Source organism: Flavobacterium sp. GSP6 (assembly GCF_003984855.1).
Taxonomy (GTDB): domain Bacteria; phylum Bacteroidota; class Bacteroidia; order Flavobacteriales; family Flavobacteriaceae; genus Flavobacterium.
Window position 1 is genome coordinate 93,527 of record NZ_RYDO01000002.1, and the last position, 25,772, is coordinate 119,298.

A 25,772-nucleotide genomic window follows, 5' to 3' on the forward strand; every position below is an offset into this window, starting at 1 on the left:
CTATTTTTAAGGTAGTGAAAGTATCAGTTGTAGTATCAAAAATAATTAAATTGTACGATCTAGCACTAAGCTCATGTGCATATAAAATGTATTTTTGTCAGTCAGAGTTCACTATAATTATGAAATCAAAATCGCTATGGATATCAAGCAATATTTAGACTCAACCTATTTGAAAACTGCGGTACAAGCGGGTCTCAGTCATGAAGAAAATACGCTTGTGGCTCAGGGATTTATTCAGGAAGCCATTGAGGAACGCTTTAAACTCATTATGATACGTCCCGAGATGGTTCCTTTAGCTAGAAAAATGATTCTTTCGGCACATTCAAATCTGGAAATAGGAACTGTAATTGATTTTCCGCAGGGCAAATCTTCAATTGAACAGAAGTTGATTGAGGCCGGACAGGCTATAGATAATGGGGCTGATGATCTGGATTTTGTTTGTAATTATGAAGCCTTCAAAAATGGTGAAATTGACTTGGTCAAAGATGAAATTCTAAAGTGTACGCAATTGGGATTGGCCAATAAGAAAGTTGTAAAGTGGATTATTGAAGTTGCAGCGCTCAATGATAAAGAAATCATCCAATTATCAAGTTTGATTAAAAATGTTATTGTTTCTAATTTTCAGCAAGAGTTGTTCGCTACGATTTTTGTGAAGTCTTCAACCGGATTTTATAAAACGGAAAATAATCTGCCCAATGGCGCTACGATTCCTGCTATAAAAATGATGCTCGAAAATGCGTCGCCTTTACCGGTAAAAGCTGCCGGAGGAGTGCGGACGTATGAGGAAGCTGTTGAAATGATCCGATTAGGCGTGAGACGAATAGGAACTTCGGGAGCTAAAATGATTGCTAACGGTCAAAATTCACACAATGAATATTAGATTTATAAAGGAAATTGAGGTAAAAAAAACAGTGTTTGTAATGCTTTTGTTCCTGTCTTCTTTCTATACAAACGCTCAGCAGATTAATAGTTTACTGCAAGAGTCAGGAAATTCAGCCGAACGACTTCCTGTTTTTCCAGATTGTGTAAACTTGCAATCCAAAACATTAGAAACGTGTTTCTATAATCAGGTTCAGGATTTTGTTTTTCAAAACTTTGAAATTCCAGAGCACCTAGTCCAAAATGATTTTCAAGGAGCGGTAAAAGTGCTCTTTGAAGTAGATAATACGGGGGTATTTAAAGTGATTTATGTAGATGCCATAGCGCAAGACCTGATAAAGGAAACCAAAAGAGTTTTTGCAAAATTGCCTAAAATTCAACCCTCAACCTACAACGGTAACCCCACCTATAATAAGTTTACAATGACGATTGCAATTCCTTTAAAAAGCAGGGAAGAAGTTGTTGCTGAAGCTTTGGCGAAAGCCGAATTCCTGCCTAGTAGCAATAAAAAGGTAACAGAACTGGATAGCATCGTGTATAAAAAATTTAATAACCCTGAATTTGATAGCCATTTGAATGTGCCCTTTTCACACAGTTATTATGCGCAATTTGATGCTTCGTTAAATCAAGTGGGGAGCAATAATCATACGGCATCAAAACCATATACGTACACGGAGGTGTCAAAATATTATGACTTAAAAGGAGCCAATGAAAAGCTGAAAAAGAATGTTTCCGGCTGGTGGGCCAGAAAACTATGGAATGAGAGTACAGTTGCAATTCAAGGGGAAGACTATTGGTTTACAGTTAACCCTATTTTTGACCTGCAGCTTGGGAAGGCTACCCAAACGGAGGCTTCTTATACTTATGTAAATACACGGGGGATAAATTTTCGTGGTGGTATAGGAAAACAACTCAATTTTACCACAACCATTTTTGAAAGTCAGGGTCGTTTTGCGGATTATTACAATCGGTATGCTGAGTCAATCAAACCGGATGGAGGCAATCCTGCGATTATTCCGGGAATCGGAATTGCAAAAGATTTCAAAACGGATTCGTATGATTTTCCTTTGGCCGAAGCCAATTTGACTTTTGCGCCCAGCAAACATATTGATATGCAATTGGGTTACGGAAGAAATTTTATTGGGGATGGTTATCGCTCTTTGTTAGAAAGTGATGGCGCCAGTCCCTATCCTTATTTTAAATTGAATACTAATTTTTGGAAAATAAAATATACCAATACTTATATGTGGCTTAAAGACGTTCGCCCGGACGCTACGCTGGAAAGAACCTACGCTACGAAGTTTATGGCCAACCATTATTTGAGTTGGAATGTTTCGAACAGGCTGAATCTAGGTTTCTTCGAATCTGTGATTTGGACAAATACCAATGAGAGAGGATTTGACATGAGTTTTGTGAATCCCATAATTTTTTATCGTGCGGTCGAATTTGCTTCGTCAGCAAGAACCGGAAATGCGCTTTTAGGATTGACTTATAAATACAAATGGAGCAACCAGATTAACTTATACGGACAGTTTGTTCTCGATGAATTTTCGCTTGGTGATGTAAAAAAACGGGATAACAGCTGGAAAAATAAATACGGATACCAACTTGGAATTAAATATTTTGATGCTTTCAAAGTAGATAATTTACTATTGCAGTTAGAGTACAATCATGTTCGTCCGTATGTATATTCTCATAGTGCTCCAATCACAAATTATGGACATAATAATCAAAGTATAGGACATCAGTGGGGCGGAAATTTTAAGGAATTTATTGCAATTGCCCGATACCACAAAGGAAGGTGTTTTGCTGACGCAAAAGTTACTATGGGAACTCGAGGCCTGGATTTTGGTACAACAGAAGATGTTTTTAATTATGGAGGAAATATTTACAAGGATTATGATGAAAACAGGCCGTTTGACAGTGGTGTAAAAGTGGGTCAAGGAAATAAAACAGCTGTTTTTATTGCGGACTTTCAAGGGGGATATTTAGTCAATCCGGCAACCAACCTAAAGTTTTTTGGAAGCTATATTTACAGGAGTTTCGACCCTTCAAAAAATACGGCAACAACTTTCAATCAGAGCACTAATTGGCTAACTTTAGGATTAAGAGCTGATATTTTTAACTGGTATTTTGACTATTAGTTTTCATTTTCATTTTAAAAAAGTTTTTTATGAATTGTTTTTTGTCAAATCCCTTTTGATACCCTACTTTTGCAAAAGTTTTTACAAAGCAAATCATCTTTAGCATTGAGCACAACACAAAGTACCCTTTCATTAAAATCTATTTATATCGATTTCCGCGAAATCACTAAGGCTCGTTTAGCCGTTAGTGTCGTATTTTCATCTATTGCAGGATTTATGCTTGGGATTTATGATTTGCACTCTTTAGATTGGGCGGTGTTGTTCAAATTAGCTGTAGGCGGGTATTGTATGGTGGGCGCTTCGAATGTCTTTAATCAGGTAATTGAAAAAGATTTAGATGCTTTGATGGACAGGACCAAAAATCGTCCGGTTCCAACGGGAAGAATGTCTCAACGCACTGCATTGCTGGTAGCAAGTTTGCTTACCGTTATAGGAATTGCGATGCTTTATACGATCAACCCGAAGACGGCCATGTTTGGTGCTATTTCCATATTTTTATACACAAGTGTTTATACGCCATTAAAAACAATGACTTCATTGTCCGTTTTTGTGGGGGCATTTCCGGGTGCAATTCCTTTTATGTTGGGGTGGGTAGCGGCAACGGGAGAATTTGGAATAGAGGCAGGAACCTTGTTTTTGATTCAGTTTTTTTGGCAATTTCCACATTTTTGGGCTATTGGTTGGTTTCTATACGAAGATTATGAAAAAGCAGGGTTCTTTATGTTACCAACGGGAAAGAAAGACAAAGGAACCGCTTTGCAGGTTATTCTGTATACAGTGTGGCTTATTTTGGCTTCCTTATTGCCGGTTTTAGGGTATACGGGACGTTTTTTTATCACGCCAATTGCAGCAATTGTTGTATTTTTACTGGGTATTTGGATGCTTTTTTATGCCGTTCGATTGTATAAATTACGAACCGCAAAAGCGGCTAAAACTTTGATGTTAGTTAGTGTAGCCTATATTACTTTGTTACAATTAGTCTATATATTTGATAAATTTTTAAGATAAATTATGGAAATGATAATGACAGCAGCCGAGCAAAAATCAAGAACGGCAAGATCCTATAAATTGATTTTGTTGTTTGCTATGGTGAGTATGACTATGATGTTTGCAGGACTAACGAGTGCTTTTGTAGTGAGTAAATCAAGAGCTGACTGGTTGAAGAATTTTCAATTGCCAATTGCTTTTTACTATAGCACTGCGGCAATTATAGGGTGTAGTGTGACTTTTTACCTAGCCAAAAAAGCGATTCAAAAAGACAATCAAACACAAACTACAATGTTTCTTTTAGCTACTTTAGCATTAGGAATATTGTTTGTTTTTTTGCAGTTTGCAGGTTTTGGAGAAATAGTCGAAAGCGGGTATTATTTCACGGGAAGTGGAAGCTCAATAACGACTACTTTTTTATATGTTGTAACGGTTGTGCACCTGATTCACCTTGCTGGTGGTGTGATTTCACTACTAATTATAATTTATAATCATTTTAAACAAAAATACAATTCATCTCAAACCCTTGGTATAGAACTAGGTGCAATGTATTGGCACTTTTTGGATCTATTATGGGTTTATTTGTTTTTGTTTTTATATTTCTTTAAATAAGAAAAAAACGTAAATTTGGGAACTTTTTAACGAATAATTTTTATGGAAGCGACAGTTACTACTGCAAATAGTGAAGAGAAAACTTGGGGAGGCGGCAATGAGCCAATGAGGGCAAGTTATGGCAAATTGATGATGTGGTTTTTTATCGTATCGGATGCTTTAACGTTCTCTGGATTTTTAGCCGCGTATGGTTTTTCTAGATTTAAATTTATTGAGACATGGCCGTTGGCTGATGAAGTGTTTACACACTTTCCATTTATGCATGGGGTATCTGCTCCGATGTATTATGTAGCATTAATGACTTTTATTTTGATCTTTTCATCTGTGACTATGGTTTTGGCCGTTGACGCAGGGCATCAAATGAAAAAAAACAAAGTAATCCTTTATATGTTTTTGACTATTATTGGAGGTTTGATTTTCGTAGGGTCTCAAGCTTGGGAATGGAAAAATTTCATCAAAGGCGAATACGGCGCTATCGAAACAAAAGGCGGTAGTTTGCTTCAGTTTGTTGATAAAGACGGAAATCGTGTAGCTTTGGCTGATTTTGCTGCCAATCTGCACGAAGAAAGAGAGCAATTGACTCCAAATAAAGCCAAATGGTTTATGAGTGAGCCATCATTACCTTCCTATTCTGTAGCCGAGGTTCAAGCCGGTTTCAAAGCACATCCTGAACTTTTGATTCGAACAGAAGTGATGACCGCAACCAAACAGAAAACAATTCTTTCTAGAGAAGAATCCGTATCTAGATTGGGTCAGGCACATTATGTTGTGGAAGGCGCAAATCTGGTCAGAAATGAATATGGAAGTAAATTATTTGCTGATTTCTTTTTCTTTATTACCGGTTTTCACGGTTTTCACGTTATTTCAGGAATAATAATTAATATTATTATATTTTTTAATGTATTAATTGGAACCTATGAAAAAAGAGGTAGCTACGAAATGGTAGAAAAAGTGGGGCTCTATTGGCATTTTGTCGATTTAGTTTGGGTGTTTGTATTCACCGTTTTCTATCTTGTTTAATTTTCAAAAAAAGTAATTATCATGTCACACGTACACGTATCTAACATAGGCAGAATCTGGAAAGTTTTCGGAATATTATCTGCCGTTACCATAATAGAAGTTATTCTTGGGATTTTGAAACCTGAAGTTCTTCACATGAATAATTTTATGGGTATGAATTTGCTTAACTGGATATTTTATGGCCTTACAATTTATAAGGCGTACTATATAGTTTGGGCCTTCATGCACATGGAGGGTGAAAAAAGTAGTTTAAGAAGTGCAGTTGTTTTGCCTTTAATTTTCTTGATCATTTACCTGCTTTTCATTCTTTTGACAGAAGGAGATTATATTCATGAGGTTTTTAAAAATTCCACGATTAAATGGAATTTTTAACACGATATTAATTCAAAAAAGGGTGCGCATTGCGTGCCTTTTTTTATTTTTGTACTTTAATAAATAGCATTGTCACAATGAAAAAAAATAGTGTTCTTTTTGTTCTTTTTATTTTACCCATCGTTGCGTACCTCTTTTTTGCTTCTGGTGTAAACAGTTTTACAAAACTTCCTATTGTAACCCCTAAAACAGCTGATTTTGGAGATTGGTCTACTTTAGACGGAGGAAAAATCAGTTTAAATGATAAGGTTACCGTTCTGGGGTTTTCAGGGACAGATCTTTTGATAAACCGAGGCAACCTTTTTAACCTAAATCAGAAAATTTATCAAACGTATCATAAGTTTAAAGATGTCCAGTTCGTAGTAATTTGCCCTATAGGGACTGAGAAAGATGCGAAGAAAGTAGTTGATGCCTTGTCCGCTTTTACAGATATGGCACAATGGTGTTTTGTGTTTGCCTCAGCTGAAGAAATTCAAGCGTATCACAAGCAATTAAAACTGATCGAGAACCTTGACCAAAAGTTAGGGACTCCCAAAGTGTATATCATCGATAAAGAACGCAATCTTCGAGGGAGGAAATTAGTAAAAGATACCAAAGAGGGGTATAATACGTTTCACCCCGCTGAGTTAAGCAATGAAATGCTGGATGATTTTAAAGTCATTTTGTATGAATATCGCGCTGCTCTGAAGAAAAATAAGAATGCCAGTAGAAAAATTTAAATTTATAGTTTATGTTTAAGAATAAATCATATATCGGTATTTCGTTTATTATTTTGATTTTTGGCATCTATGCGATTCCAAAAATTGTAGATAGAATTAAAAATGACAAAGTGGTTCAGGGCGATCGTCTGGACAGTGTGAGGCCAGCAGTTATAGAAGGTGAGAAGCTAACTAAAATTGGTCCAGCCCCACAATTCGAATTGACAAATCAAGACAATAAAAAAATAACGAATGAAACCTACAAAGGAAAGGTCTATGTTTTAGAGTTTTTCTTTTCAACTTGTCCTACTATTTGTCCAAAGATGAATGAAAGTATGCTTCTTATTGAAAAAAGTTTTTTCGGAAATCCTAATTTTGGGATCGTTTCTATTACTATAGATCCAGAGCACGATACTGCAGAAGTATTAAAAGAGCATGCAGACTTTTTAGGAGTAAAATCTACGAATTGGAATTTTTTGACCGGGGATAAAGCCTACATTTTTAATCTGGCCAATAAGGGATTTAATCTTTATGCTGGGGAAAATAATAAAGCAGCAGGTGGATTCGAGCATTCAGGATTGTTTGCCTTGATTGATAAGAATGGAAATATTCGTTGTAGAAAAGATGATTTTGGGAATCCAATTTTATATTACGATGGTTTAGATAAAAAAGGAGTAAGGAACATCCAACAGGATATTAATATTTTATTAAAAGAGTAAATGGAAAACAGTTCTTTAGAAAAAAAATACAATACGCTAATTATAGCGGTATCGGTATTAATACCAGTGGTTGTGGCTATACTCTTTGGGGTCAAATTAAAAGATTTGGGATATAATGTAGCGCCTCTTTCTTTTTTGCCACCCATTTATGCTGCCACTAATGGGGTTACTGCGATTTTGTTAGTAGCAGCCGTAGTAGCAATTAAAAACGGAAAAAGAAAATTACACGAAAGGTTGATGACAGGCGCTATTGCATTGTCTATTGCCTTCTTGGTAATGTATGTTGCCTATCACATGACGTCCGTTTCTGCTATTTTTGGAGATTCTAACCATAATCTTATATTAGAGGATTCTGAAAGAGTAACTATAGGATCATTACGAATCGTTTATTTATTGATTTTAATCACGCATATTATTTTATCGATTGCGATTATTCCAATGGTTTTAATTACGTACGTTAGAGCATTAGCACAAAATTTTGAAAGTCATAAAAAGATCTCCAAAATTACTTTCCCAATCTGGTTGTATGTCGCCGTTACCGGAGTAATTGTTTATTTAATGATTTCCCCTTATTATGTATATTAAAAGTAAAAGCCAGATTTCAAAAACCAAGAGCATCATCAGAAAGTGGTCCGTATCTATATTTGTACTAATTTGTTTTCTTTTTTCGTCCTCTGTAAAGGCCCAATGTGCGATGTGTCGCGCAGCATTGACGAGTGAAGGAAATACCACTACAGCAGCGGCGGTTAATGACGGAATTGTATATTTAATGGTAATTCCTTATCTTCTGGTTGCAGGGATTGGTTACGCTATTTATCGAATGAAAAAAAACAAATCCAGTTAAACAGCACTTTTTATTTTTTTTAAAATGGAAAAATTATTTCAGGCCGTTTATAGCGACATTGATGGTTCCTTTTACTTTTATAAAGGCTAAGATGGCTTGATTTGTCAATTGGATTCTTTGAAATTGAATGTTTTCCATTTTTCCATTGATGAACACGCCTTGCATTGGAGAATAATTTTTTAGATAAGGTAGTATATTTTTTTGACCATCTTCAAGATTTGGTATCAAGGAATATCGGCAAGATTGTTCCATTTTTCGCAATACAAATCCTTGTGCAAGCCAACTAGCAGTGCGCATCAATTTATTTTTGGTATCCAAAGCATAGGTCAATTGATCAAAATAGATCTCTTTTGTTTGTTCATTATATTTGGGTAATCCGGACAAATAGAGTGTTCCGTTTACAGATCCTGTTATTTCTAGCGCAATAATCATTTTTCCGGTTTTGTGCCAAATTGCTACATTTTGCACTTTTACTTTCTTTGATCCTGAGCTAAATTCCTGGCCTGCAAAATTCTTGATCATTATTTTTGAAGCCTCCTGATAGGTCGAAACAGCAATGATATTTGCAGTGATGGCTTCTGGAATTTTAGTAACTGGTTTTAAAATGATCTTTGAGGCATCAAATTTAGAATCAGGTTCTTGTCCTATTATGGTTTCCATGTTGCATTTCATCCCCATTTGCAACACAAAAGTGTCTTTTTTTAGTTGGGCATTTGTAGAATAAATTTCAATAGGAACAATACGAAGCCAACTGTTATAAGTAGTACTCATTTGAAAAGGGGTGCAAATTTTTTCTAAAGCGGCCAACACATTCGGCTTGAAATCCATTGATTTCGCAATAGCGGCATCAATTTTATTTTCGATTTTCGATTTAAATAATTGGATGGCAGGATTGATTAAATAGGTAACTGGAACATTTTTTCCAAAAACACGCATCGTTGGGCTTTCATTCCAGTCCAATGATTGCAGTTGTGTTGTGGTATTCAGTTTCCAATTGGTTAAGCTAATTTCGCTTACTAAAGTGATCACGCCATTCAGGTTGAATTCCCGCGTATCATACAATTCAATACCCATTTTTTTAGTGCCAATTCGGTATTTCACAACCGCTTTTAAGGGTAAAATAGTTTTTATTTTTTCTCCTGAGTTCTCCGGGTCATTCACGATACTTATTGGTGCCAATTTCCAAACTTTCATTTCAATGCCATCATCGTTAATGTTGTTGTCTTCGTAAATCAAGCCGTTCATTAGAGTGTTGGTTTGGTTTTGAATTTCTTTCAGTTTGATACTGATGGGCAAGTTGATAAAGGACGGAGTGTTTTCATAGACTAATGGTGTTGCGTCGTCAGGCTCAGGTTTCAAAGCTTCAATTTGATTTGTTGACGAACAGCTAAAAAATAAAATTATAGAACAGAGTGTAAGCAGGGTTGATAGCGTTTTTGGCATTTAATTCGGGTTTAAAGCGGTAAAATTAATAAAACTATTCTTTTTTAAGATTAAAGTGTAACATTTTATCTGCAACGAAGTCTTATGGTTAAAATCCTTGAAGTCATTCTTTTTATTTCCGTATAATTTACTGTTGAAACTAATTAAATAGTGTTTTAAAATTGCCAGATTATGATTGAAATTAAAGACCTGTACAAATCGTATAAAATATGAAGTTCTGATCTACATGTTTTAAAAGGGATTAATTTCAATATCAAGGAAGGCGAGCTAGTGGCCATTATGGGTTCCTCTGGTTCAGGGAAATTAACACTATTAAACATACTTGGAATTCTGGATGAGGCAGATTCCGGGAATTACAATTTAGATACTGTTCCTGTAAAAGTAGGGAATCAGGTTGTTGAAAGTAATAACTTCAATGAAGGGACAACAATTGCAAGTGTTGCAGATGTAGGCCGAATGATATTTGTGGGGAAAATTGACGAGTCAGAAGTGGGCGAAATAAAAGAAAAATTACCCATCGAAATTACCATTGGCGCTATCGAGAACAAAAAATTTGACGCCGTATTGCAATACATTGCTCCAAAAGGTAAAACTGAAAATGGTGCCATCCAATTTGAAATCAAAGCATCATTAGCCAATAGTGAGAACACTTTTATTCGCGCTGGTTTGAGAGTAAATGTGTCAATTATACTTGAAAAAGTGGATAAGGTATTGGCGCTGAAAGAGGCGCTGATTCAATTTGATAAGAAGACACAAAAACCATACGTAGAGATTCAAACGGGGACGCAGGAATTTATAAGAAAGGAGTTAATCTTGGGTATCAGCGATGGTATTTATGTCGAAATCAAAAGTGGAATTAAAGCTTCCGATACGATTAAAGTTTGGAATCAAGGCTTAAAAAGCGAAGAAGTGAAACCCTAAATCTGTACTTAAAAAAGAAATTCAGTTTTTTAAAAAATGTTAAATATGTGTAGTACCTTTGTTACACTTTCATCTAAAATATATGAAAAAAAATAGTTATATCAGTTTCGTTTTTATCACGCTGTTCAGTTTGTCTATTCAGGCGCAATCCAAAAAATGGACCCTCGAGGAATGCGTGAAATATGCCATTCAAAACAATATTTCCATCAAGCAATCTGAATTAGATAGTAAAACAGCTCTTATTGATAAAAAAGGAGCCATCGGAAATTTTCTGCCGTCTTTAAATGCAAATGCATCACATTCCTGGAACATTGGTTTGAATCAGGATATTACAACAGGGCTTTTGCAGAACCAAACGACGCAGTTTACTTCGGCTGGAGCCAATGTTGGAGTGGATATTTATAAAGGACTGCAAAATCAAAATACACTTCGAAGAGCTAATCTTTCAATTGTGGCGGCTAAATACCAATTACTCAAAATGCAGGAGGATATTGCCCTGAATGTTGCCAACGCTTTCTTACAGATTCTTTTTAATAAAGAAAATCTAAAAGTACAAAAAGAACAGTTGGAAATTAATGAAAAACAATATGTACGCTCTGAAGAATTAGTTAAAGCAGGTTCAATTCCTCGTGGGGATTTATTAGATATCAAAGCTACAGTAGCATTGAACAATCAAAATGTTATTGCTGCAGATAATGCTTTATTAATTTCTAAATTAAGTTTAGCGCAGTTGTTGCAATTAAAAGAGTTTGAAGATTTTGATGTAGTAGATGATACTGACATTAGAGATAAAAATAATATAATGGTACAAACTCCAGCTGCTATTTATGACAAAGCATTAGAAAACAGAACTGAACTGAAAATTGCCAGAACAAATCTGGAGATTGCACAGAAAGATCTGGAGATTGCCAAAGGAGCTTTTCAACCTACTTTACAAGGTTTTTACAGCTTTAATAGCCGAGTTTCTTATGCTGATGTCCCTTTCTTTGATAGTATGAGGAATCTAATTGGCACTAAAAATTCAGCTCCGTTTTTCGAACAGTTTAATAGTAATAAAGGACAGTCTTTTGGAGCACAATTGTCGATTCCGATATTCAATGGGTTTTCGGTGAGGAACAATGTAGAACGTTCAAAAGTAAGTTTAGAACGGTCAAAAATTGCAGTGGAACAGCAGGATTTAGATTTGCAGCGTAATGTTTTTACTGCCTTTACAGATGCTAAAGGCGCACTAAATACCTATGAATCCTCAGTTGTGGCACTTGAGGCGAGACAAGGCGCTTACGATTATGCCAAAGAAAAATATGATGTAGGTTTGATGAATTCATTTGATTTTAATCAATCACAAACCTTACTGACGAATGCACAATCAGAAATTATTAGAACCAAATACGATTATATTTTTAAAATCAAAATACTAGAATTCTATTTTGGAATTCCAATTATCAAATACTAATTTATCATGTCAAAAAAAACAATTTATATTGTATTAGGTGTTTCAGTAGCAGCTATTGTATTGTTAGTAACGCTTTCAAAAGCAGGTGTTATAGGAAATAAAGATGAGGGAACAGAAATTGAAATCGCCCAGGTCAATCCCTCAACTATTATTGAAACCGTATCGGCTACCGGGAAAATTCAACCAGAAATTGAAGTTAAAATTTCATCGGAGGTTTCAGGCGAAATTATTTCTTTGAATGTAAAAGAAGGACAAGCCGTTAAAAAAGGCGATTTATTGGTCAAGATAAATCCGGATTTGTATACTTCAGGATACAATCGTTCCGTTTCTAATTTATCAGGCACACGAGCTGCTTTGAGTCAGGCGGAGGCCTCTTTTAAAGAATCCAAATCAAATTACGAGAGAAACAAAATATTATTTGAAAAAGGCATTATCTCAAAATCAGATTGGGATAAAGCAGTTGCTTCTTATGAAGTTGCTAAAGCATCAAAACAAACGGCTTACTTTAATGTTCAAAGTGCTGCGGCAACCGTAAATGAGGCTAAAGATAATCTAGGGCGTACCACCATTTATGCACCCGCTGACGGAACCATTTCAGTACTGAATGTAGAGCTGGGCGAGCGCGTTTTGGGTACGCAACAAATGACCGGAACGGAGATTTTAAGAGTGGCCAATTTAAATAATATGGAAGTGGAAGTGGATGTCAATGAAAATGATATTGTAAAAATTAAAGTAGGAGATGAAGCAAATGTGGAGGTAGATGCCTATTTAAAAAAACAATTTAAAGGGACGGTAACTAGTATTTCTAATTCAGCCAGTTCCGCCTTGACAGCTGATCAGGTCACTAATTTTAAAGTAAAAGTTAGAATTTTGAAGGAATCTTATCAAGATTTACTTAAAGGAAGACCAGAAACATATTCCCCTTTTAGACCTGGAATGACCGCAACGGTTGATATTATTACCGATACAAAAACAAATATACTGACAGTGCCTATAAGTGCTGTTGTTATAAAGTCAGATACGGCTTCAGTCAAAGAGATTAAAGTGGCAGATCCAGCTGAAGAACAAAAAGAAGCATCGCCTAAAAGTGATAAAAAATACGAATGTGTGTTCGTAAAAGTAGGGGATAAAGCAAAAATTAGAGTTATTAAAACCGGAATTCAGGATGATACTAATATTGAAGTTTTGACAGGTCTTAAAAAAGGCGATGTGGTCATTACCGGGCCATACTCTACAGTCGCTAAGGAACTGAATTCAGGAGATAAAGTGATGCTGAAAAAAGATAAGGAAATTATGAAAAAATAAAAGCGAAAAACAGGATAAATAATGCGAATTTTGTAATTCAAAAATAAAACAAATTAAAGGTTTCGAGAGGAACTTTAAACTTTAAACTTTAAACGGCTTGTCTTACTTATTAAATATTGAAACCGCCACTAAAAATTGCTCGGTAGCTCTTGCAAAAGAAGGAAAAACGATTCTTTGCAAAGAAATAGCAGAAGAAGGATATTCCCACGCGGAACGATTGCATGTTTTTATTGAGGAAATTATCAAAGAAGCCGGAATTACGTTTCAGGATTTATCTGCTGTTGCCGTAAGTCAGGGACCGGGTTCTTATACTGGATTGCGAATTGGGGTTTCGGCAGCAAAAGGGCTTTGCTATGCACTGAACATCCCATTGATTGCTATTGATACTTTGCAAGCGTTGGCATCGCAGGTTACAGTTTCCAGCGGATTGATTATTCCCATGATTGATGCGCGAAGAATGGAAGTATATAGTGCTGTTTTTAACCCGAATTTAGTAAAAAAACGAGAAGTTCTTGCCGAAATAATTACGGAGAATTCATTTGAAGATTTGCAGGAATCTATCTATTTTGTTGGAGATTGTGCCGAGAAATGCAAGTTAGTTTTAACTAAAAAAAACCATATATTTTTAGAGGAGATTAAATATCCTTCTGCCAAAGAAATGAGCGCTTTGAGTTATGAGAAATTCAAAGTAAGTGACACCGTTGATGTTGCGTACTTTGAGCCTTATTATTTGAAAGATTTTTTGATTACGACTTCAAAAAAATAGTTATTGCTTTTGTGGAATCTGGGTTTTAAAATAATAGTGTCGTAACTTCTGCCTTTCTTATTCTATTTCATTACTCTCCGTGTTATTCTTTTTTGAAGACTCTTTAACATAAGGCTGAATAATAATTCCCGCGGTATCAAATGCTTGTTTGCAGTTTTCTAATGTATCGGCATAAACATCCCAAAAATCTTCATTTGTAGCCCAAGGTCTTACCGCTATTTGGATGGCGCTGTCGGTGAGGTTTTTTACGGATACTTCAGCAGCAGGTGTTTCAAGCACTTTTGGATTGTTCTTTAGAACTGCCGTTATCATTTCGCGCGCTTTTTTAATATCCGTATCATAAGAAATAGCAATTGTCAAATCAGCTCTTCTGATCCTTTGTAAAGAATAATTTATGATATTTCCATTTGATAAAGATCCATTGGGTATAAAAATAGTTTGATTGTTAGCGGTGATTAATTTGGTTACAAATATTTGTATCTCGTTAACAGTTCCAATGACCCCTTGGGCTTCAATTGTATGGCCAACCTTAAAGGGTTTAAAGAGAATAATCAACATGCCGCCTGCAAAATTGGAGAGTGATCCTTGGAGAGATAAGCCTACAGCAAGTCCCATTGCACCGAGAATGGCCACAAAGGAAGATGTTTCAATCCCTAGTTTCGAAATAAAGGATACAAATAAAATTATTCGTAAGACCCAAACTAAAATATCTGCCAGAAATTTTGTCAGTGTAGGGTCTAGATTCCTTTTCACCATTATTCTTCTGATAAACCTATTGATGAGACGGATGATATAAAGTCCAGCAAATAGAATTATAAAGGCAGAAATTAATTTTGGAGAATAATCTATCAATACTTTTAAAAAAGTATCAGCGTAATTAGTAAGTTGGTCTGGATCTAAATTCATTTTTATATAATAAAAAACCTTCTCAAAAGGAGAAGGTTAAGTTTGAAAGACAAAAATACGAATAAATTAATCGGCATCTTCTTCTTCTATTTTATTTATGGTTTCTTTTTTGCTCTGTTTTAGTTCTTCATCGCCATCATGTGCAAGGGAACTTGCCTTTTCTTTTAGGGTATCAACAACTTCAGAAGCGGTTGTTTTTGCATCACTGGCTAAGTCTTCTGCTTTGTCAGCAGTTTCGCTTGCTTTTTCTTTTAGGGTATCAATAACTTCAGATACGCTTGTTTTTTTCTCAATGGCCATATCTGATGCTTTGTCAGCAGTTGCATCAGTTTTTTCTTTTATACTATTTACTAAATCCCCAAGAGCTTCTCCGGTTTTGGCTGAATACTCGCTTAATACTTCTCTAGTATTGCTGGCAAAGTGTTCTGCTTTTTCTATAATTGGCGCTGCCGTTTCTTTTGCTTTTTCAAAAGTATCTTCAGCAAAAAGTTCTGCTTTTTCAAAATAGGGTGTTGCGCTTTCTTTTGTTTTTTCAAATGTTTCTGCTACGAAATTCTCTGCTTTTTCTAAGTAAGGTGCCGCTGTTTTTTTGGCGTGATCAAAACTAGTTTCTGCTTTGTTCGCTAATTCATTAGTCGTTTCTTTGGCTGAGCCAAATAATTTTTTAAAAAATGATGCTAGTCCCATGGTATTTCTATTTGATTGGTCTTACAATAGTAGTGATTTTTTTCTATGATTACTTTATTAAATCATTAATAATTTGTTGATAATCAGTATTTGGCATTGAACAGGTATAGTTTTGACTCAAGTATTACAGTTTTTCTTGGCTTGAGAAGCCTGCCTGTAAAAAAGAGAATTTGATAGTTTTGTATTTCTGTCATTGCTGCCTTAGTGCCATACAGGTTGGTTGTTAATGGCTGGGAAATTAGCGGTGTTTATAATGTTGGGTTTGTCTTTTTCTAGGGTTGGTGCCAATGATATTGAAATCAGTGTTTTCCGGTCTACTGGATTTTTGGTGTGTTATAAAAAAAACGACTGGTTTCTAAATGGAATTTATTCATGGAAATTTTTTTAGCCCCGGTAGAAGTGGAAATCCTTTTTCTTTTTTCTTTAAAAAGAAAAAGATTGTAACGGATGACGGGAAATTGCTCCTAAAAAAAAGCGCTTCTGATGAAACGCTTTGATTTTTTTAGCTACTCTATTCGTGTTCGAAAGTTAATTTTAGATTTATTCTAAATTCTGTTATAACACCATTACTGATGGTTGCGCTTTGGTCATGGACATGGACGGACCGCATGTGTTTTACAGATTTTCAGGCTTTGGCTATTCTTTTCGAGCTCCATCTTGCCAACTTGTTTCAGAACTGCAAAGAATTTCAATTACTTTTAATATTGACCTGATTTCTAGGTGTTAAGTTAAAGATTAAAATGTATTTTCAATTTAAAATACATTTTTTTAACGTAACTATAATTTAAATCAATATTTTGAATTATTTTCCCTTTTTATGCATTTATTGCCTCTACTTTGATGTTTTCGTCATTTAACATGCTTTTTAACATGTTTTCTATCCCGCTTTTTAAAGTAAATGTAGAAGAAGGACATCCGCTACAAGCACCTTGTAAAATCACTTTTACAGTTTTGTCGGCTTCGTTATAGGAATCGAAGGCTATATTTCCACCATCAGCTTGTACTGCGGGTTTTACATATTCTTCTAATATATTAATGATTTGTTGCGAAGTGACATCCAGGGTATCAAATTCTTTTACTTTTATTTTTTCTTCTGCAGTTACCGTGGCAATATAATTTTCATCTAAAACAGTTCCGCCATTTTCTATGTATTGCTTGATGAAACTTCTTAGTTCTAAGGTAATTTCTTGCCATTCATTGACTTCGTATTTAGTTACGGAGATGTAATTTTCATCAATAAAAATTTCTTTTACGTAAGGGAATTTGAACAGTTCTTTTGCCAATGGAGAAGCGCCAGTTTGATCGATGTTTTTGAATTCAATAGCGTTTTTAGTGAGTATTTTGCTAACTACAAATTTCAAAGCTGACGGATTAGGAGTTGTTTCGCCATACACGGTCACCGGTTGTTTTTTAGACTTATTTTCTTCTATAGTAATGATTGATCCGCCATCATTTACAAATTTTTCTATTTGTTGCGCTACAGCATCTTTGACATCATCCCATTCAACAATATTATATTTTTCAACGGCAATAAAATTCCCGGAGATATAAATTGTTTTTACGAAAGGCAGGTAAAATAATTGTTGTGCTAAAGGGGATGTTTTTGCCTCGTCTATATTTTTGAATTCAAAACTTTCATTTTGAGTGATGAAATCGTTAAATTCAAATTTTAATATCGTTGGATTTTGGGTCTCTTTTATGGTAACTTTGTTCATCAGTTTTGAATTTTTTACAAATTTACTAAAGTTATTTTCTACGAATACCTATATTTGATTTTTTAATGAATAAATTAACTTTAATTTACGTGTTTGATTCGGCTTTTGCTTTTTTTTAATAATTTATATTGTTTTTTGATCGCATCCGTTTTACTAAAAAGTATTTGAATGTATAATAAGATTAGATTTCTAGCCATTATTTTTTTGATGTCACATTATTCCTTTTCTCAGGAAGGAATACCGGTGTACTCAGATTATCTATCAGACAATTATTACTTGATACATCCTTCTATGGCCGGAGCGGCAAATTGTGCTAAAATTAGGTTAACCGGTCGTAAGCAATGGTTCGATCAGAAGGACGCACCTGAATTACAAACACTTAGTTTTAATGGTAAAGTAGGTGAAAAAGCAGGAGCTGGTTTTATACTTTTTAATGATAAAAACGGGTATCATTCTCAAAAAGGAATAAAATTGACGTATGCGTATCACCTTATGTTTTCTAGAGACGAAATTGATTTAAATCAATTGTCTTTCGGGATTAGTGGTGGATTGATACAAAGTCAATTAGATGAAACCGCTTTTTTGCAGTCAGGGGATTTTGATCCAATAATTGACGGAACCGTGGTGCAAAAAGATTCTTATTTTAACGTGGACTTTGGAATATCCTATAATTTTTTAGATTTTTACGCGCATGCGACAGTAAAAAACGCAATTGAAACGAGAAGAAATATTTACACGGAATATGAAAGTGATAACTTAAGGAAGTTTTTATTCAGTGCAGGGTATGTTTTTGGTAATTCAGATCAAATTTTATGGGAGCCTTCTGTTTTATTCCAATTGGTGGATCAAACAAAAGAGAAATCAATTGACCTTAATTTGAAAGCATATAAAAATTTAGATTTTGGTAGAGTTTGGGGTGGATTGTCCTATCGAAGAAGTTTTGATGGTGCAGAATATCTTGATGGCAATACAATTTCCAAACAAAAACTGCAATACATAACACCAATTGTGGGTGTGAATTTTGATCAATTTATGGTCGCTTATACGTATTCTCAATTGTCTGGAGCGGTTAAATTTGATAATGGTGGTTACCACCAAATTACCCTTGGGATTGATTTGTTTTGTAAACCTGTAAAATACGATTGCAATTGTCCGGCAATTAACTAATTTATCTTATCATGCTAATAAAATCTGTCAACGGTAAATCACCTTCTATTCCGAAGGATTGTTATGTTGCTGAAAATGCCACTATTATTGGGGATGTTACTTTTGGAACCAACTGTAGTGTATGGTTTAATGCTGTTATCAGAGGCGATGTTAATTGTATTAAAATTGGAAACAAAGTCAATATTCAAGATGGTGCTATTATTCATTGTACGTACAAAAAACATCCTACACTCATAGGAAATAATGTTTCTATTGGACATAATGCAATCGTGCATGGTTGTGAGGTTCACGACAATGTATTGATTGGAATGGGGGCGATAGTAATGGACAATTGTGTTATCGAAAGTAATTCTATTGTAGCTGCCGGTGCTGTTGTTACTCAGAACACTGTTGTAGGCTCAGGGACAATCTGGGCAGGAGTTCCCGCTAGAAAAGTTAAGGATATAGATCAGTCCGATTTTGCAGGAGAAATTGAACGCATTTCGAATAATTATGTTATGTATTCCAGTTGGTTCAAGGAGGAGTAATATTCAGCCGTTTTAGAAATTTTCCTGTTCTACCGTATACTTGTTTTCTAAAATTTCAGTCAATACTTTTGGATTGGTGTTGGTATAAAAAATAGGTTCTTTGTTTAGTGATGATGCGAAACCTATATTTTCCCGCAATATGTTTTGAGTTTGTTTGGCAACTGCTTCACCGGAATCTATAATGTGAATGTGTTTGGGAAGGATTTTTTTTATTTGAGGAATCAGATACGGATAGTGACTGCAACCTAATACTAAATAATCAATATTGGCATTAATCATAGGAATCAGGTAGGCTTGAAGTAATGTGGTCATTTCGGGTGAGTTAATCTCTCCATTTTCAATTAATTGCACTAATCCATGTCCCACCTGCTCAATTATTTTAGTGTCTTGGTACTTTTCAGTGGTTTTATTGAAAAGTTCACTGTTTAGTGTGCCTTGTGTAGCCAGAATTCCTATTATTTGTGTTTTTGAATGAGTGACTGCTGGTTTTATCGCAGGTTCTATTCCTATGAAAGGAACATTATATTTAGATCTTAATTCTTGAATGGCATTAGTTGTTGCCGTATTGCAGGCAACTACAATTAATTTACATTTCATATCAAGCAGGAATTCGGTGTTTTTCATGCTTAATGCAACAATTTCCTCTTTTGTTTTTTGTCCGTAAGGTGCATTCCTGCTATCGGCAAGGTATATGGTTTTTTCGTTTGGAAGTAGTTTGTGAATTGCTTTCCAGATGGAGGTGCCACCTATTCCTGAGTCAAAAATCCCTATAGGTTGATCGTTGTTGTTCATAGAAACAAAGTTACGCGCTGAAATTTTAATTTCCTAGAATATTTGTTAAACAAAAAAAACTGCTCTGTCCTAATATAAGGTGAGCAGTTTTTTTGAATTTTGTTCTTTTTTTTAAAAACCTAAATCTTTTTTTACATCCATAGTCAAGTTTGGACCATCAGCAAGTAAAAGAGTTGAACCGTCTAAAACATATTGATATCCTTTTGCTTTACCCACTTTTTGGATCGAAGCTCTTACTTTTTCCATTAATGGTTTTACGATATCAGATTCTTTTTGTTGCAATTCTTTTTGAGCATTGTCTCTGTAGTCAACAATTCTTTTTTGCATGTCCTGAACTTCTTTAGAACGTTCTGTGTTTATAACTTCAGTAACTGTTGCTGCTTCTGCTTCGTACTTTTTTAATTTAGCTTGGTATTCTTCAACCATTTTTTTGTAATCAGCATCATACGTAGTACTCAATTTGTCTAATTGTTTTTGAGCATCTAACATTGCAGGCATTTTTGTCATAATTTCACTTACATCTACATGTGCTGTTTTTGTTTGTGCAGTAATTGTTTGATTTGCTCCTAAAATAACAAGGGCAGCAATTAATAGGGTTTTGATTTGTTTCATCGTTTTTAAAGTATTTAGTAATTAATTATTGTTTGTATTTTCTTTTATTTTTTCCTCTTTTGCTTTTTTGAGAGCTTCTCTGTCTTCCAGTATTTTTTTTCTTCTTTCTTCTAAAGCTTTCCTGCGATCTTCAATGACTTTTTTACGATCTTCCAATGTTTTAGTTCTGGCATCAGCTTGTTTTTGTTTGGCTAATTCAACAGTTTCTTTAGCTTTTTCTTTTTTTAAGTCACTTACTGATGGTGCTGTAACGGTGTCAATTGTTTTGACATTTGCAGAAACCGTGCCAGTTTTTTTAGCTTCTCTGTCAGCTATTATTTGTTTTCGCTTGTCGTTAAATTCTTTTTTTCTTTGTTCTTGAAGTAATTTTCGGTCTTCAAGCAATTTGTCTCGAGCTATTTTTTTATCGTTCAGGATTTTTTGTCTATCGGCTAAGGTAGGATTTTCATCTAACGCATCTTCCTTGCTTTCTCTGGCTTCTTCTTCCTGAAGTTGTTTTTTTGTCAGTTGTTCTCTTTTTTCTGTACGGTTCAATACACGTAAAACTTGCTCACTGATATCAAATCTTTTTGCTGCAAACAGCATGGTAAGATCAGAGGCTTTATCAAAGATGAAATCATATTTTTTTGCTTCAGCAATATCCTGAACGGCAGTAAAAATTTGATCCTGTATTGGTTTTACCAAAATAGATTTTTGTAGGATCAAATCGCCATTGGGTCCAAATCTTTTTTGTTGATAGTCTAAATTTTCATTTTCGAGGAAACTAATTTCTGTTTCTCTTTCGCTAATGAGTTCTTTGGTTAATAGTGCTTTTTCGGCTTTTAACGCATCTTTCAATTTATTGATTTCAATTTTTTTAGTTTCAATTTCTAGTTTCCATTTTTGGGCTTTTTGCTCTAATTGAACTTTTGCTTCGGTATAATTTGGAACATTCTGTAAAATGTATTCCATATCAATATAGCCCAGTTTGGTTCCTCTAGTTTGCGCTTTCATAGTCTGCGCAACTGCTAAAATTAAAAAAAGATATAAAAATTGTTTTCTCATAAATAGTAACCTACTAGAAAAATTTTAAATCAATTTTTTAGAATTGTTGTCCAATAATAAAGTGAGTTTCCCATCCGTTTGGTTCTGCTTGTCCGGGCAGAGCGTCAAAACCATGGCCAAAATCAATTCCCAATAAACCAAATGCGGGCATGAATACACGCAATCCAACTCCTGCGGAACGATTTAAGGCAAAAGGGTTATAGCTCTTGAAATCACTAAATGACGAACCTGCTTCCATGAATGCCAAAGCATAAATTGATGCGGATGATTTTAATGTTATTGGATAGCGTAACTCCATTGAAAATTTGTTAAAAACCGTAGCTCCAATTTGATCTCCTGTGCTATTTACGGGTGTCAATGAATTATTAGGATACCCTCTTAACTGAATGGTTTCTCTACCATCCATAGAAAAGTTAGCCAGTCCGTCACCCCCAAGATAAAATCGTTCAAACGGAACTGAACCTCTGTCTTGATTGTATGCTCCAAGAAATCCAAATTCAGTCAACGTTCTAAGGACTAATTTTCCGTAAATCTTAGTATACCAGTCCGCTTTAAACTTTATTTTATAATATTCCAACCATTTAAATCGCTCTTGATCTACTTTACTAATGTTTGTTGCCGCCAGGTTAAAATCGGTCACTTTGTTTCCGTTGGTGTCAATATAATCTCCAATTTGAACAATATTCCCATTTCCATCAGGCACATTTTGTCGGTCTACAGTGTTTTTTAATTTGTATTCTTCTTTATCGCCTAGTGTGGCATAATCTATTCCATTCAACAATGAATAGGGTGGTGTAAATTTAGCGGTTAAACTAAATTCAGAACCGTACGTTGGAAATATAGGATTGAATCCTTTATTAGTATGCGTTAGTCCTATAGTATACGCTAAATTTCTGGAAGACCCGTTTCCAAAAGTAAATAATCCAGTGTTGTAATTATTTAAATCATAATGTTGGTAACTTACGGATTGAGATAAATACGTGTTGTCATCCGGCACCGTTAATCTTTTTGACAAGCCAACGGACAATGTAATGATATTAAAACTCTTACTTTTATCGGCTCTTTGTGTTATAAAATTATTCAAAAATTGTTTGCTGTATGACAATGAGGTACTAAAAGATACGGGTTTTTTACCTCCAAACCAAGGCTCGGAAAACGAGACGCTATACGTTTGAAAAAAGGTGCTGGCCTGTAAACGTAACGATACTTTTTGACCATCTCCCATAGGAAGCGGTTTGTAGGCTTCTTTATTGAGTAAGTTTCTGGCTGAAAAGTTATTAAAAGAAAGTCCTAATGTTCCAATGAAACCACCACCACCGTAACCACCTTGAAGTTCGATTTGGCTGGATCCTTTCTCCACCAGATTGTATTCAATGTCTACAGTTCCTGCTCCTGAATCTACATTCTTGAATTTTGGATCGATGGCTTCCGGATCAAAAAATCCTAATTGGCCAATCTCTCTAATGGTTCGTACTAACTCTTCTTTGCTATATTTCTCTCCTGGTTTGGTTCTTAATTCCCGGTAAATTACACGGTCATTGGTCTTGTCATTTCCTACTACTGTAATTTTATTGAAGTATGCAATTGGTCCTTCAGTAACTCTGATTTCAAAGTCAATGGTATCATTTGCGGTTCTTACCTCTACAGCATTGATATTAGAAAATAAATAACCGCTGTTTTGGTATAAATTCGTGATGTCCTCTCCGTCAGGTTTTGATTTGTCTGCAATTCTTTTCTCCAGAAGTACTCCGTTGTAGGTTTCCCCTTTTTTGACACCTAAAATTCTGTTTAGATATTGATCCGGATAAACGGTATTTCCTAAAAATTTAATGTTTCCAAAAAAGTATTTATTTCCTTCCTCGACATTTATTTTAATCATTAAGGCTTTTTTGTCTTTGTCATAGGTAACAGAATCCGAAAGTATTCTGGCATCTCTATAGCCTTTCTCTTTGTAAGAAGCGATTACGTTTTCTAAATCCGATTTGTATTTTTCTTTTATAAATTTAGAGCCTTTTAAAACACGCAGGAAGTTTTTTTGTTTGGTATCCTTCATTGCTTTACGCAATACTTTATCGGATATTTTTGTGTTTCCTACAAAATCAATTTTTTGTATTTTTACTTTATTTCCTTTGTCTACATTGACAACCATGTTGACTTGGTTTACCGTAGCTGTGTCTTTGGCAGTATTTATGTTTACTTTGGTGTTGTAATACCCATCTTTTTTATACTTGTTCTCGATGTAGTTTTTTGTAGTGGTAATTAAATTTTCATTGACTACTTTCCCTTTGTTAAGGCTGTTGTCTTTAATTAAAGCTTCCGTTTTTGATTTTTTTACACCTACAAATTTTACACCACTCAATTTAGGTAATTCCACGATATTCAAATCAAGATAGATGCTGTCATTTTCTATTCTATTGATATAAAATGAAATTTCATCGAACAAGCCCAGTTTTCCTAGTTTTTTTATGGCGCTGCTTATTTGTTCACCAGGAATAGTTATCGATTGTCCTTTTTGCAGACCAGCAAAAGTAACTACAGTTTGAGTGTTGAAAGTGATATCGCCAACAACTGTTACATCTCCTAAGATGTATTTTTTTCCTTGATCAAAAGGAACTCTTTCTTGTGCTTTAACTTGTGTAAAACTTCCTAAAATTAAAACGGTGAGGGCTATTCTGATGCTTTTATTTAACACTAAATAATTATTTAATTTGTTCACTTGTTTTTCCAAATCTACGTTCTCTTTTTTGATAACTAATGATAGCCTCATATAAATCTTGTTCTTTAAAGTCTGGCCATAATACATCAGTAAAATATAATTCTGCATAGGCAATTTGCCATAACAAAAAGTTACTTATTCTATGCTCTCCACTAGTTCGTATTAATAAATCTACATCAGGTAAATTTTGCGTGTAAAGATGCTCATTAATAATGGAATCGTCAATAGTGTCTATTGAAATTATATTATTTTTAACTTTACTGCAAATGTTTTTTACAGCAGTGACAATTTCCTCCCTGGAACCGTAGCTTAACGCTAGGGTTAGTGTCATTTGCGTGTTGTCTTTTGTCTTACTAATAACGTCGAGGAGCTCTTTTTGTGCAGATTTTGGTAATTTTTCTAAATTACCAATAGCATTCAGTTTTATATTGTTTTCCTGTAAGGTTTTTAATTCCTTTTTTAAGGAGTTGATGAGTACCTTCATTAAGGTTTCTACTTCCAGTTTGGGCCTGTTCCAGTTTTCGGTAGAAAAAGCATAGAGTGTTAGAAAATCAATCCCTAGTTTAGCACTGGCTTCAATTATTTTTTTTACTGATTTTGTTCCGCTTTCATGACCTAAAGCTCGTAAGAGTCCTTTTTGTTTTGCCCAACGGCCATTACCATCCATTATGATAGCCAAATGGTTTGGTAGGTTCGTTGCATCTATAGTGTCTAGTAAATTCATTTTTTTATTCTGCACAATAACAGGGTTTGTTTCCAAAGGTATACGTTAGCGTAACGCCTGTGAAGACATACCAATCATTATTATTTATATTTCCAAAATTCCCATTATAACTTCCTTCTATATCATCGGTCAGCGTATACCGTGCTCCGGTTTCTAATCCCAATATTAAACTGGGAGATAGCGTTGACTTGATTCCTAAAATCATCGGGATCGCTATTGATTTTCTTCTTTCTGATCTGCCTTCTGCTGTTGTACCTGCTTGCGTGTCTGTCAATTTGTACCTGCTCAGGAAATAACTGATTCCTGAAAACACATAAGGTGTAATTTTAGTTCGAGAGTCGTGAAGATTAAAATCAAAAAAGTTGAATTCAAGTCCTAAAGAGACTTCTTTTAGATTGTTTTCAAAACGATATCCTCTTTGGTTTCTTGCTGCTTCTTTTGAATCTGAATCATCTGAATTTATGTTTGACTGCATGTATGAAAATCGGTAAGCATGTCTTGGACTTTTATTCCATTTGTATAAAACCCCAAAAGCAGGTTCGTTTGGCGCAAGGTAAGTCGTAGGACCAACATCGCCTACAAAGTTACTTCCACCTGCAAAAACACCAATTTCGTGGATCTGAGCCTGGGTGTTCGTAAATGGGAGTAAGCAAAACAATAAATAGAAAATCTTGTTCATTCAATCAAAAATTGCGTGCAAATATAATAATAATCAATAC

Annotated in this window: 27 protein-coding genes; 16 read left to right on the plus strand and 11 right to left on the minus strand. The window is 34.8% G+C overall.

Annotation, left to right across the window (positions count from 1 at the left end):
- The first annotated feature begins 136 nt into the window (after window positions 1-136).
- The 10 genes from deoC (at window position 137) to EKM03_RS15430 (ending at window position 8,275) form a co-directional block, all read left to right on the plus strand.
- Window positions 137-880 (plus strand): deoxyribose-phosphate aldolase, encoded by a 744-nt coding sequence (gene deoC / locus EKM03_RS02290; RefSeq protein WP_126562648.1) that lies wholly within the window; start codon window positions 137-139, stop codon window positions 878-880.
- Window positions 870-3,023, plus strand: a complete 2,154-nt coding sequence (locus EKM03_RS02295) for a gliding motility protein RemB (protein ID WP_126739819.1) — start codon at window positions 870-872, stop codon at window positions 3,021-3,023. The genes deoC and EKM03_RS02295 overlap by 11 nt, the downstream gene beginning before the upstream one ends.
- 105 nt (window positions 3,024-3,128) lie before the next feature.
- Complete coding sequence (gene cyoE, locus EKM03_RS02300) at window positions 3,129-4,031, plus strand: heme o synthase (RefSeq protein ID WP_126554776.1); 903 nt, start codon at window positions 3,129-3,131, stop codon at window positions 4,029-4,031.
- Window positions 4,032-4,034: 3 nt separating this feature from the next.
- On the plus strand, window positions 4,035-4,622 hold the full coding sequence (locus EKM03_RS02305; RefSeq protein WP_126458492.1) for a cytochrome c oxidase subunit 3: 588 nt from the start codon (window positions 4,035-4,037) through the stop codon (window positions 4,620-4,622).
- 42 nt (window positions 4,623-4,664) lie between these two features.
- Window positions 4,665-5,642, plus strand: coding sequence for a cytochrome c oxidase subunit 3 (locus EKM03_RS02310; protein WP_126458495.1), 978 nt, complete (start codon window positions 4,665-4,667; stop codon window positions 5,640-5,642).
- Window positions 5,643-5,663: 21 nt separating this feature from the next.
- Window positions 5,664-6,014, plus strand: a complete 351-nt coding sequence (locus EKM03_RS02315; protein WP_126454166.1) for a cytochrome C oxidase subunit IV family protein — start codon at window positions 5,664-5,666, stop codon at window positions 6,012-6,014.
- 77 nt (window positions 6,015-6,091) lie between these two features.
- Window positions 6,092-6,733, plus strand: a complete 642-nt coding sequence (locus tag EKM03_RS02320; RefSeq protein ID WP_126739820.1) for a hypothetical protein — start codon at window positions 6,092-6,094, stop codon at window positions 6,731-6,733.
- An 11-nt stretch (window positions 6,734-6,744) separates the two neighbouring features.
- Window positions 6,745-7,431 (plus strand): SCO family protein, encoded by a 687-nt coding sequence (locus EKM03_RS02325; protein WP_126554780.1) that lies wholly within the window; start codon window positions 6,745-6,747, stop codon window positions 7,429-7,431.
- Window positions 7,432-8,016 (plus strand): DUF420 domain-containing protein, encoded by a 585-nt coding sequence (locus EKM03_RS02330; RefSeq protein ID WP_126554782.1) that lies wholly within the window; start codon window positions 7,432-7,434, stop codon window positions 8,014-8,016. It abuts the gene before it with no gap.
- Between the two features lie 109 nt (window positions 8,017-8,125).
- A complete protein-coding gene (locus EKM03_RS15430; RefSeq protein WP_317125129.1) occupies window positions 8,126-8,275 on the plus strand; it encodes a hypothetical protein in 150 nt (49 codons plus the stop codon).
- 33 nt (window positions 8,276-8,308) lie between these two features.
- Here EKM03_RS15430 and EKM03_RS02340 read toward each other — a convergent pair whose 3' ends face one another.
- On the minus strand, window positions 8,309-9,718 hold the full coding sequence (locus EKM03_RS02340; protein WP_126739821.1) for a DUF4403 family protein: 1,410 nt from the start codon (window positions 9,716-9,718) through the stop codon (window positions 8,309-8,311).
- 240 nt (window positions 9,719-9,958) lie between these two features.
- Here EKM03_RS02340 and EKM03_RS02345 point away from each other — a divergent pair, with 240 nt between their 5' ends.
- The 4 genes from EKM03_RS02345 (at window position 9,959) to tsaB (ending at window position 14,163) form a co-directional block, all read left to right on the plus strand.
- Window positions 9,959-10,639 carry an efflux RND transporter periplasmic adaptor subunit gene (locus EKM03_RS02345; RefSeq protein ID WP_199741550.1) on the plus strand — a complete coding sequence of 227 codons (681 nt, stop codon included), beginning with the start codon at window positions 9,959-9,961 and terminating at the stop codon, window positions 10,637-10,639.
- A gap of 82 nt (window positions 10,640-10,721) precedes the next feature.
- The gene (locus EKM03_RS02350) at window positions 10,722-12,092 is read left to right on the plus strand and encodes a TolC family protein (protein ID WP_126554788.1); all 1,371 of its coding nucleotides are present in this window, start codon (window positions 10,722-10,724) and stop codon (window positions 12,090-12,092) included.
- 6 nt (window positions 12,093-12,098) lie between these two features.
- A complete protein-coding gene (locus tag EKM03_RS02355; protein ID WP_126554790.1) occupies window positions 12,099-13,397 on the plus strand; it encodes an efflux RND transporter periplasmic adaptor subunit in 1,299 nt (432 codons plus the stop codon).
- A gap of 97 nt (window positions 13,398-13,494) precedes the next feature.
- On the plus strand, window positions 13,495-14,163 hold the full coding sequence (gene tsaB, locus EKM03_RS02360; protein ID WP_126568029.1) for a tRNA (adenosine(37)-N6)-threonylcarbamoyltransferase complex dimerization subunit type 1 TsaB: 669 nt from the start codon (window positions 13,495-13,497) through the stop codon (window positions 14,161-14,163).
- Between the two features lie 57 nt (window positions 14,164-14,220).
- Here the strand turns inward: tsaB and EKM03_RS02365 are convergent, their stop codons facing one another.
- The 4 genes from EKM03_RS02365 to EKM03_RS02380 form a co-directional block, all read right to left on the minus strand.
- The gene (locus EKM03_RS02365) at window positions 14,221-15,069 is read right to left on the minus strand and encodes a mechanosensitive ion channel family protein (RefSeq protein WP_126568031.1); all 849 of its coding nucleotides are present in this window, start codon (window positions 15,067-15,069) and stop codon (window positions 14,221-14,223) included.
- 66 nt (window positions 15,070-15,135) lie between these two features.
- The gene (locus tag EKM03_RS02370) at window positions 15,136-15,756 is read right to left on the minus strand and encodes a hypothetical protein (protein ID WP_197037217.1); all 621 of its coding nucleotides are present in this window, start codon (window positions 15,754-15,756) and stop codon (window positions 15,136-15,138) included.
- A 511-nt stretch (window positions 15,757-16,267) separates the two neighbouring features.
- On the minus strand, window positions 16,268-16,366 hold the full coding sequence (locus EKM03_RS15435; protein WP_370272921.1) for a dodecin domain-containing protein: 99 nt from the start codon (window positions 16,364-16,366) through the stop codon (window positions 16,268-16,270).
- A 205-nt stretch (window positions 16,367-16,571) separates the two neighbouring features.
- Entirely contained in the window at window positions 16,572-17,471 is a 900-nt protein-coding gene (locus tag EKM03_RS02380; RefSeq protein WP_126739823.1) for a NifU family protein, read from the minus strand.
- A 168-nt stretch (window positions 17,472-17,639) separates the two neighbouring features.
- On the opposite strand from EKM03_RS02380, the gene EKM03_RS02385 reads away from it, so the two are divergent.
- Window positions 17,640-18,638 (plus strand): type IX secretion system membrane protein PorP/SprF, encoded by a 999-nt coding sequence (locus EKM03_RS02385; protein WP_126562599.1) that lies wholly within the window; start codon window positions 17,640-17,642, stop codon window positions 18,636-18,638.
- A gap of 11 nt (window positions 18,639-18,649) precedes the next feature.
- Window positions 18,650-19,165 carry a gamma carbonic anhydrase family protein gene (locus EKM03_RS02390; RefSeq protein WP_126458534.1) on the plus strand — a complete coding sequence of 172 codons (516 nt, stop codon included), beginning with the start codon at window positions 18,650-18,652 and terminating at the stop codon, window positions 19,163-19,165.
- 12 nt (window positions 19,166-19,177) lie between these two features.
- On the opposite strand, the gene murI is transcribed toward EKM03_RS02390, so the two are convergent.
- The 6 genes from murI to EKM03_RS02420 all read right to left on the minus strand — a co-directional run bounded on the left by murI (window position 19,178) and on the right by EKM03_RS02420 (window position 25,732).
- Window positions 19,178-19,957 carry a glutamate racemase gene (gene murI, locus EKM03_RS02395; RefSeq protein WP_126739824.1) on the minus strand — a complete coding sequence of 260 codons (780 nt, stop codon included), beginning with the start codon at window positions 19,955-19,957 and terminating at the stop codon, window positions 19,178-19,180.
- 111 nt (window positions 19,958-20,068) lie between these two features.
- Window positions 20,069-20,569, minus strand: a complete 501-nt coding sequence (locus tag EKM03_RS02400; protein ID WP_126458540.1) for an OmpH family outer membrane protein — start codon at window positions 20,567-20,569, stop codon at window positions 20,069-20,071.
- A gap of 21 nt (window positions 20,570-20,590) precedes the next feature.
- Complete coding sequence (locus EKM03_RS02405; RefSeq protein WP_126562598.1) at window positions 20,591-21,613, minus strand: OmpH family outer membrane protein; 1,023 nt, start codon at window positions 21,611-21,613, stop codon at window positions 20,591-20,593.
- Window positions 21,614-21,650: 37 nt separating this feature from the next.
- Window positions 21,651-24,380 carry an outer membrane protein assembly factor gene (locus tag EKM03_RS02410; protein ID WP_126739825.1) on the minus strand — a complete coding sequence of 910 codons (2,730 nt, stop codon included), beginning with the start codon at window positions 24,378-24,380 and terminating at the stop codon, window positions 21,651-21,653.
- Window positions 24,313-25,053: an isoprenyl transferase gene (locus EKM03_RS02415; protein ID WP_126458549.1), complete on the minus strand. Its 741-nt coding sequence runs from the start codon at window positions 25,051-25,053 to the stop codon at window positions 24,313-24,315. Before EKM03_RS02415 ends, EKM03_RS02410 begins: the two co-directional genes overlap by 68 nt.
- A gap of 4 nt (window positions 25,054-25,057) precedes the next feature.
- The gene (locus tag EKM03_RS02420) at window positions 25,058-25,732 is read right to left on the minus strand and encodes a DUF6089 family protein (protein WP_126554807.1); all 675 of its coding nucleotides are present in this window, start codon (window positions 25,730-25,732) and stop codon (window positions 25,058-25,060) included.
- Window positions 25,733-25,772 lie beyond the last annotated feature (40 nt).

Excerpts from the sequence above, each read along its gene's own strand:
- EKM03_RS02310 (WP_126458495.1), top strand. The coding sequence starts at position 4,665 with ATGGAAGCGACAGTTACTACTGCAAATAGTGAAGAGAAAACTTGGGGA.
- EKM03_RS02400 (WP_126458540.1), bottom strand. The coding sequence starts at position 20,569 with ATGAAACAAATCAAAACCCTATTAATTGCTGCCCTTGTTATTTTAGGA.
- EKM03_RS02320 (WP_126739820.1), top strand. The coding sequence starts at position 6,092 with ATGAAAAAAAATAGTGTTCTTTTTGTTCTTTTTATTTTACCCATCGTT.
- EKM03_RS02305 (WP_126458492.1), top strand. The coding sequence starts at position 4,035 with ATGGAAATGATAATGACAGCAGCCGAGCAAAAATCAAGAACGGCAAGA.
- EKM03_RS02380 (WP_126739823.1), bottom strand. The coding sequence starts at position 17,471 with ATGAACAAAGTTACCATAAAAGAGACCCAAAATCCAACGATATTAAAA.
- EKM03_RS02370 (WP_197037217.1), bottom strand. The coding sequence starts at position 15,756 with ATGGGACTAGCATCATTTTTTAAAAAATTATTTGGCTCAGCCAAAGAA.
- EKM03_RS15435 (WP_370272921.1), bottom strand. The coding sequence starts at position 16,366 with ATGCGGTCCGTCCATGTCCATGACCAAAGCGCAACCATCAGTAATGGT.
- EKM03_RS02340 (WP_126739821.1), bottom strand. The coding sequence starts at position 9,718 with ATGCCAAAAACGCTATCAACCCTGCTTACACTCTGTTCTATAATTTTA.
- EKM03_RS02295 (WP_126739819.1), top strand. The coding sequence starts at position 870 with ATGAATATTAGATTTATAAAGGAAATTGAGGTAAAAAAAACAGTGTTT.
- EKM03_RS02350 (WP_126554788.1), top strand. The coding sequence starts at position 10,722 with ATGAAAAAAAATAGTTATATCAGTTTCGTTTTTATCACGCTGTTCAGT.
- EKM03_RS02325 (WP_126554780.1), top strand. The coding sequence starts at position 6,745 with ATGTTTAAGAATAAATCATATATCGGTATTTCGTTTATTATTTTGATT.
- deoC (WP_126562648.1), top strand. The coding sequence starts at position 137 with ATGGATATCAAGCAATATTTAGACTCAACCTATTTGAAAACTGCGGTA.
- EKM03_RS02420 (WP_126554807.1), bottom strand. The coding sequence starts at position 25,732 with ATGAACAAGATTTTCTATTTATTGTTTTGCTTACTCCCATTTACGAAC.
- EKM03_RS02390 (WP_126458534.1), top strand. The coding sequence starts at position 18,650 with ATGCTAATAAAATCTGTCAACGGTAAATCACCTTCTATTCCGAAGGAT.
- EKM03_RS02315 (WP_126454166.1), top strand. The coding sequence starts at position 5,664 with ATGTCACACGTACACGTATCTAACATAGGCAGAATCTGGAAAGTTTTC.
- EKM03_RS15430 (WP_317125129.1), top strand. The coding sequence starts at position 8,126 with ATGTGTCGCGCAGCATTGACGAGTGAAGGAAATACCACTACAGCAGCG.
- EKM03_RS02410 (WP_126739825.1), bottom strand. The coding sequence starts at position 24,380 with ATGAGGCTATCATTAGTTATCAAAAAAGAGAACGTAGATTTGGAAAAA.
- EKM03_RS02405 (WP_126562598.1), bottom strand. The coding sequence starts at position 21,613 with ATGAGAAAACAATTTTTATATCTTTTTTTAATTTTAGCAGTTGCGCAG.
- EKM03_RS02355 (WP_126554790.1), top strand. The coding sequence starts at position 12,099 with ATGTCAAAAAAAACAATTTATATTGTATTAGGTGTTTCAGTAGCAGCT.
- EKM03_RS02365 (WP_126568031.1), bottom strand. The coding sequence starts at position 15,069 with ATGAATTTAGATCCAGACCAACTTACTAATTACGCTGATACTTTTTTA.
- EKM03_RS02330 (WP_126554782.1), top strand. The coding sequence starts at position 7,432 with ATGGAAAACAGTTCTTTAGAAAAAAAATACAATACGCTAATTATAGCG.
- EKM03_RS02385 (WP_126562599.1), top strand. The coding sequence starts at position 17,640 with ATGTATAATAAGATTAGATTTCTAGCCATTATTTTTTTGATGTCACAT.
- EKM03_RS02415 (WP_126458549.1), bottom strand. The coding sequence starts at position 25,053 with ATGAATTTACTAGACACTATAGATGCAACGAACCTACCAAACCATTTG.
- murI (WP_126739824.1), bottom strand. The coding sequence starts at position 19,957 with ATGAACAACAACGATCAACCTATAGGGATTTTTGACTCAGGAATAGGT.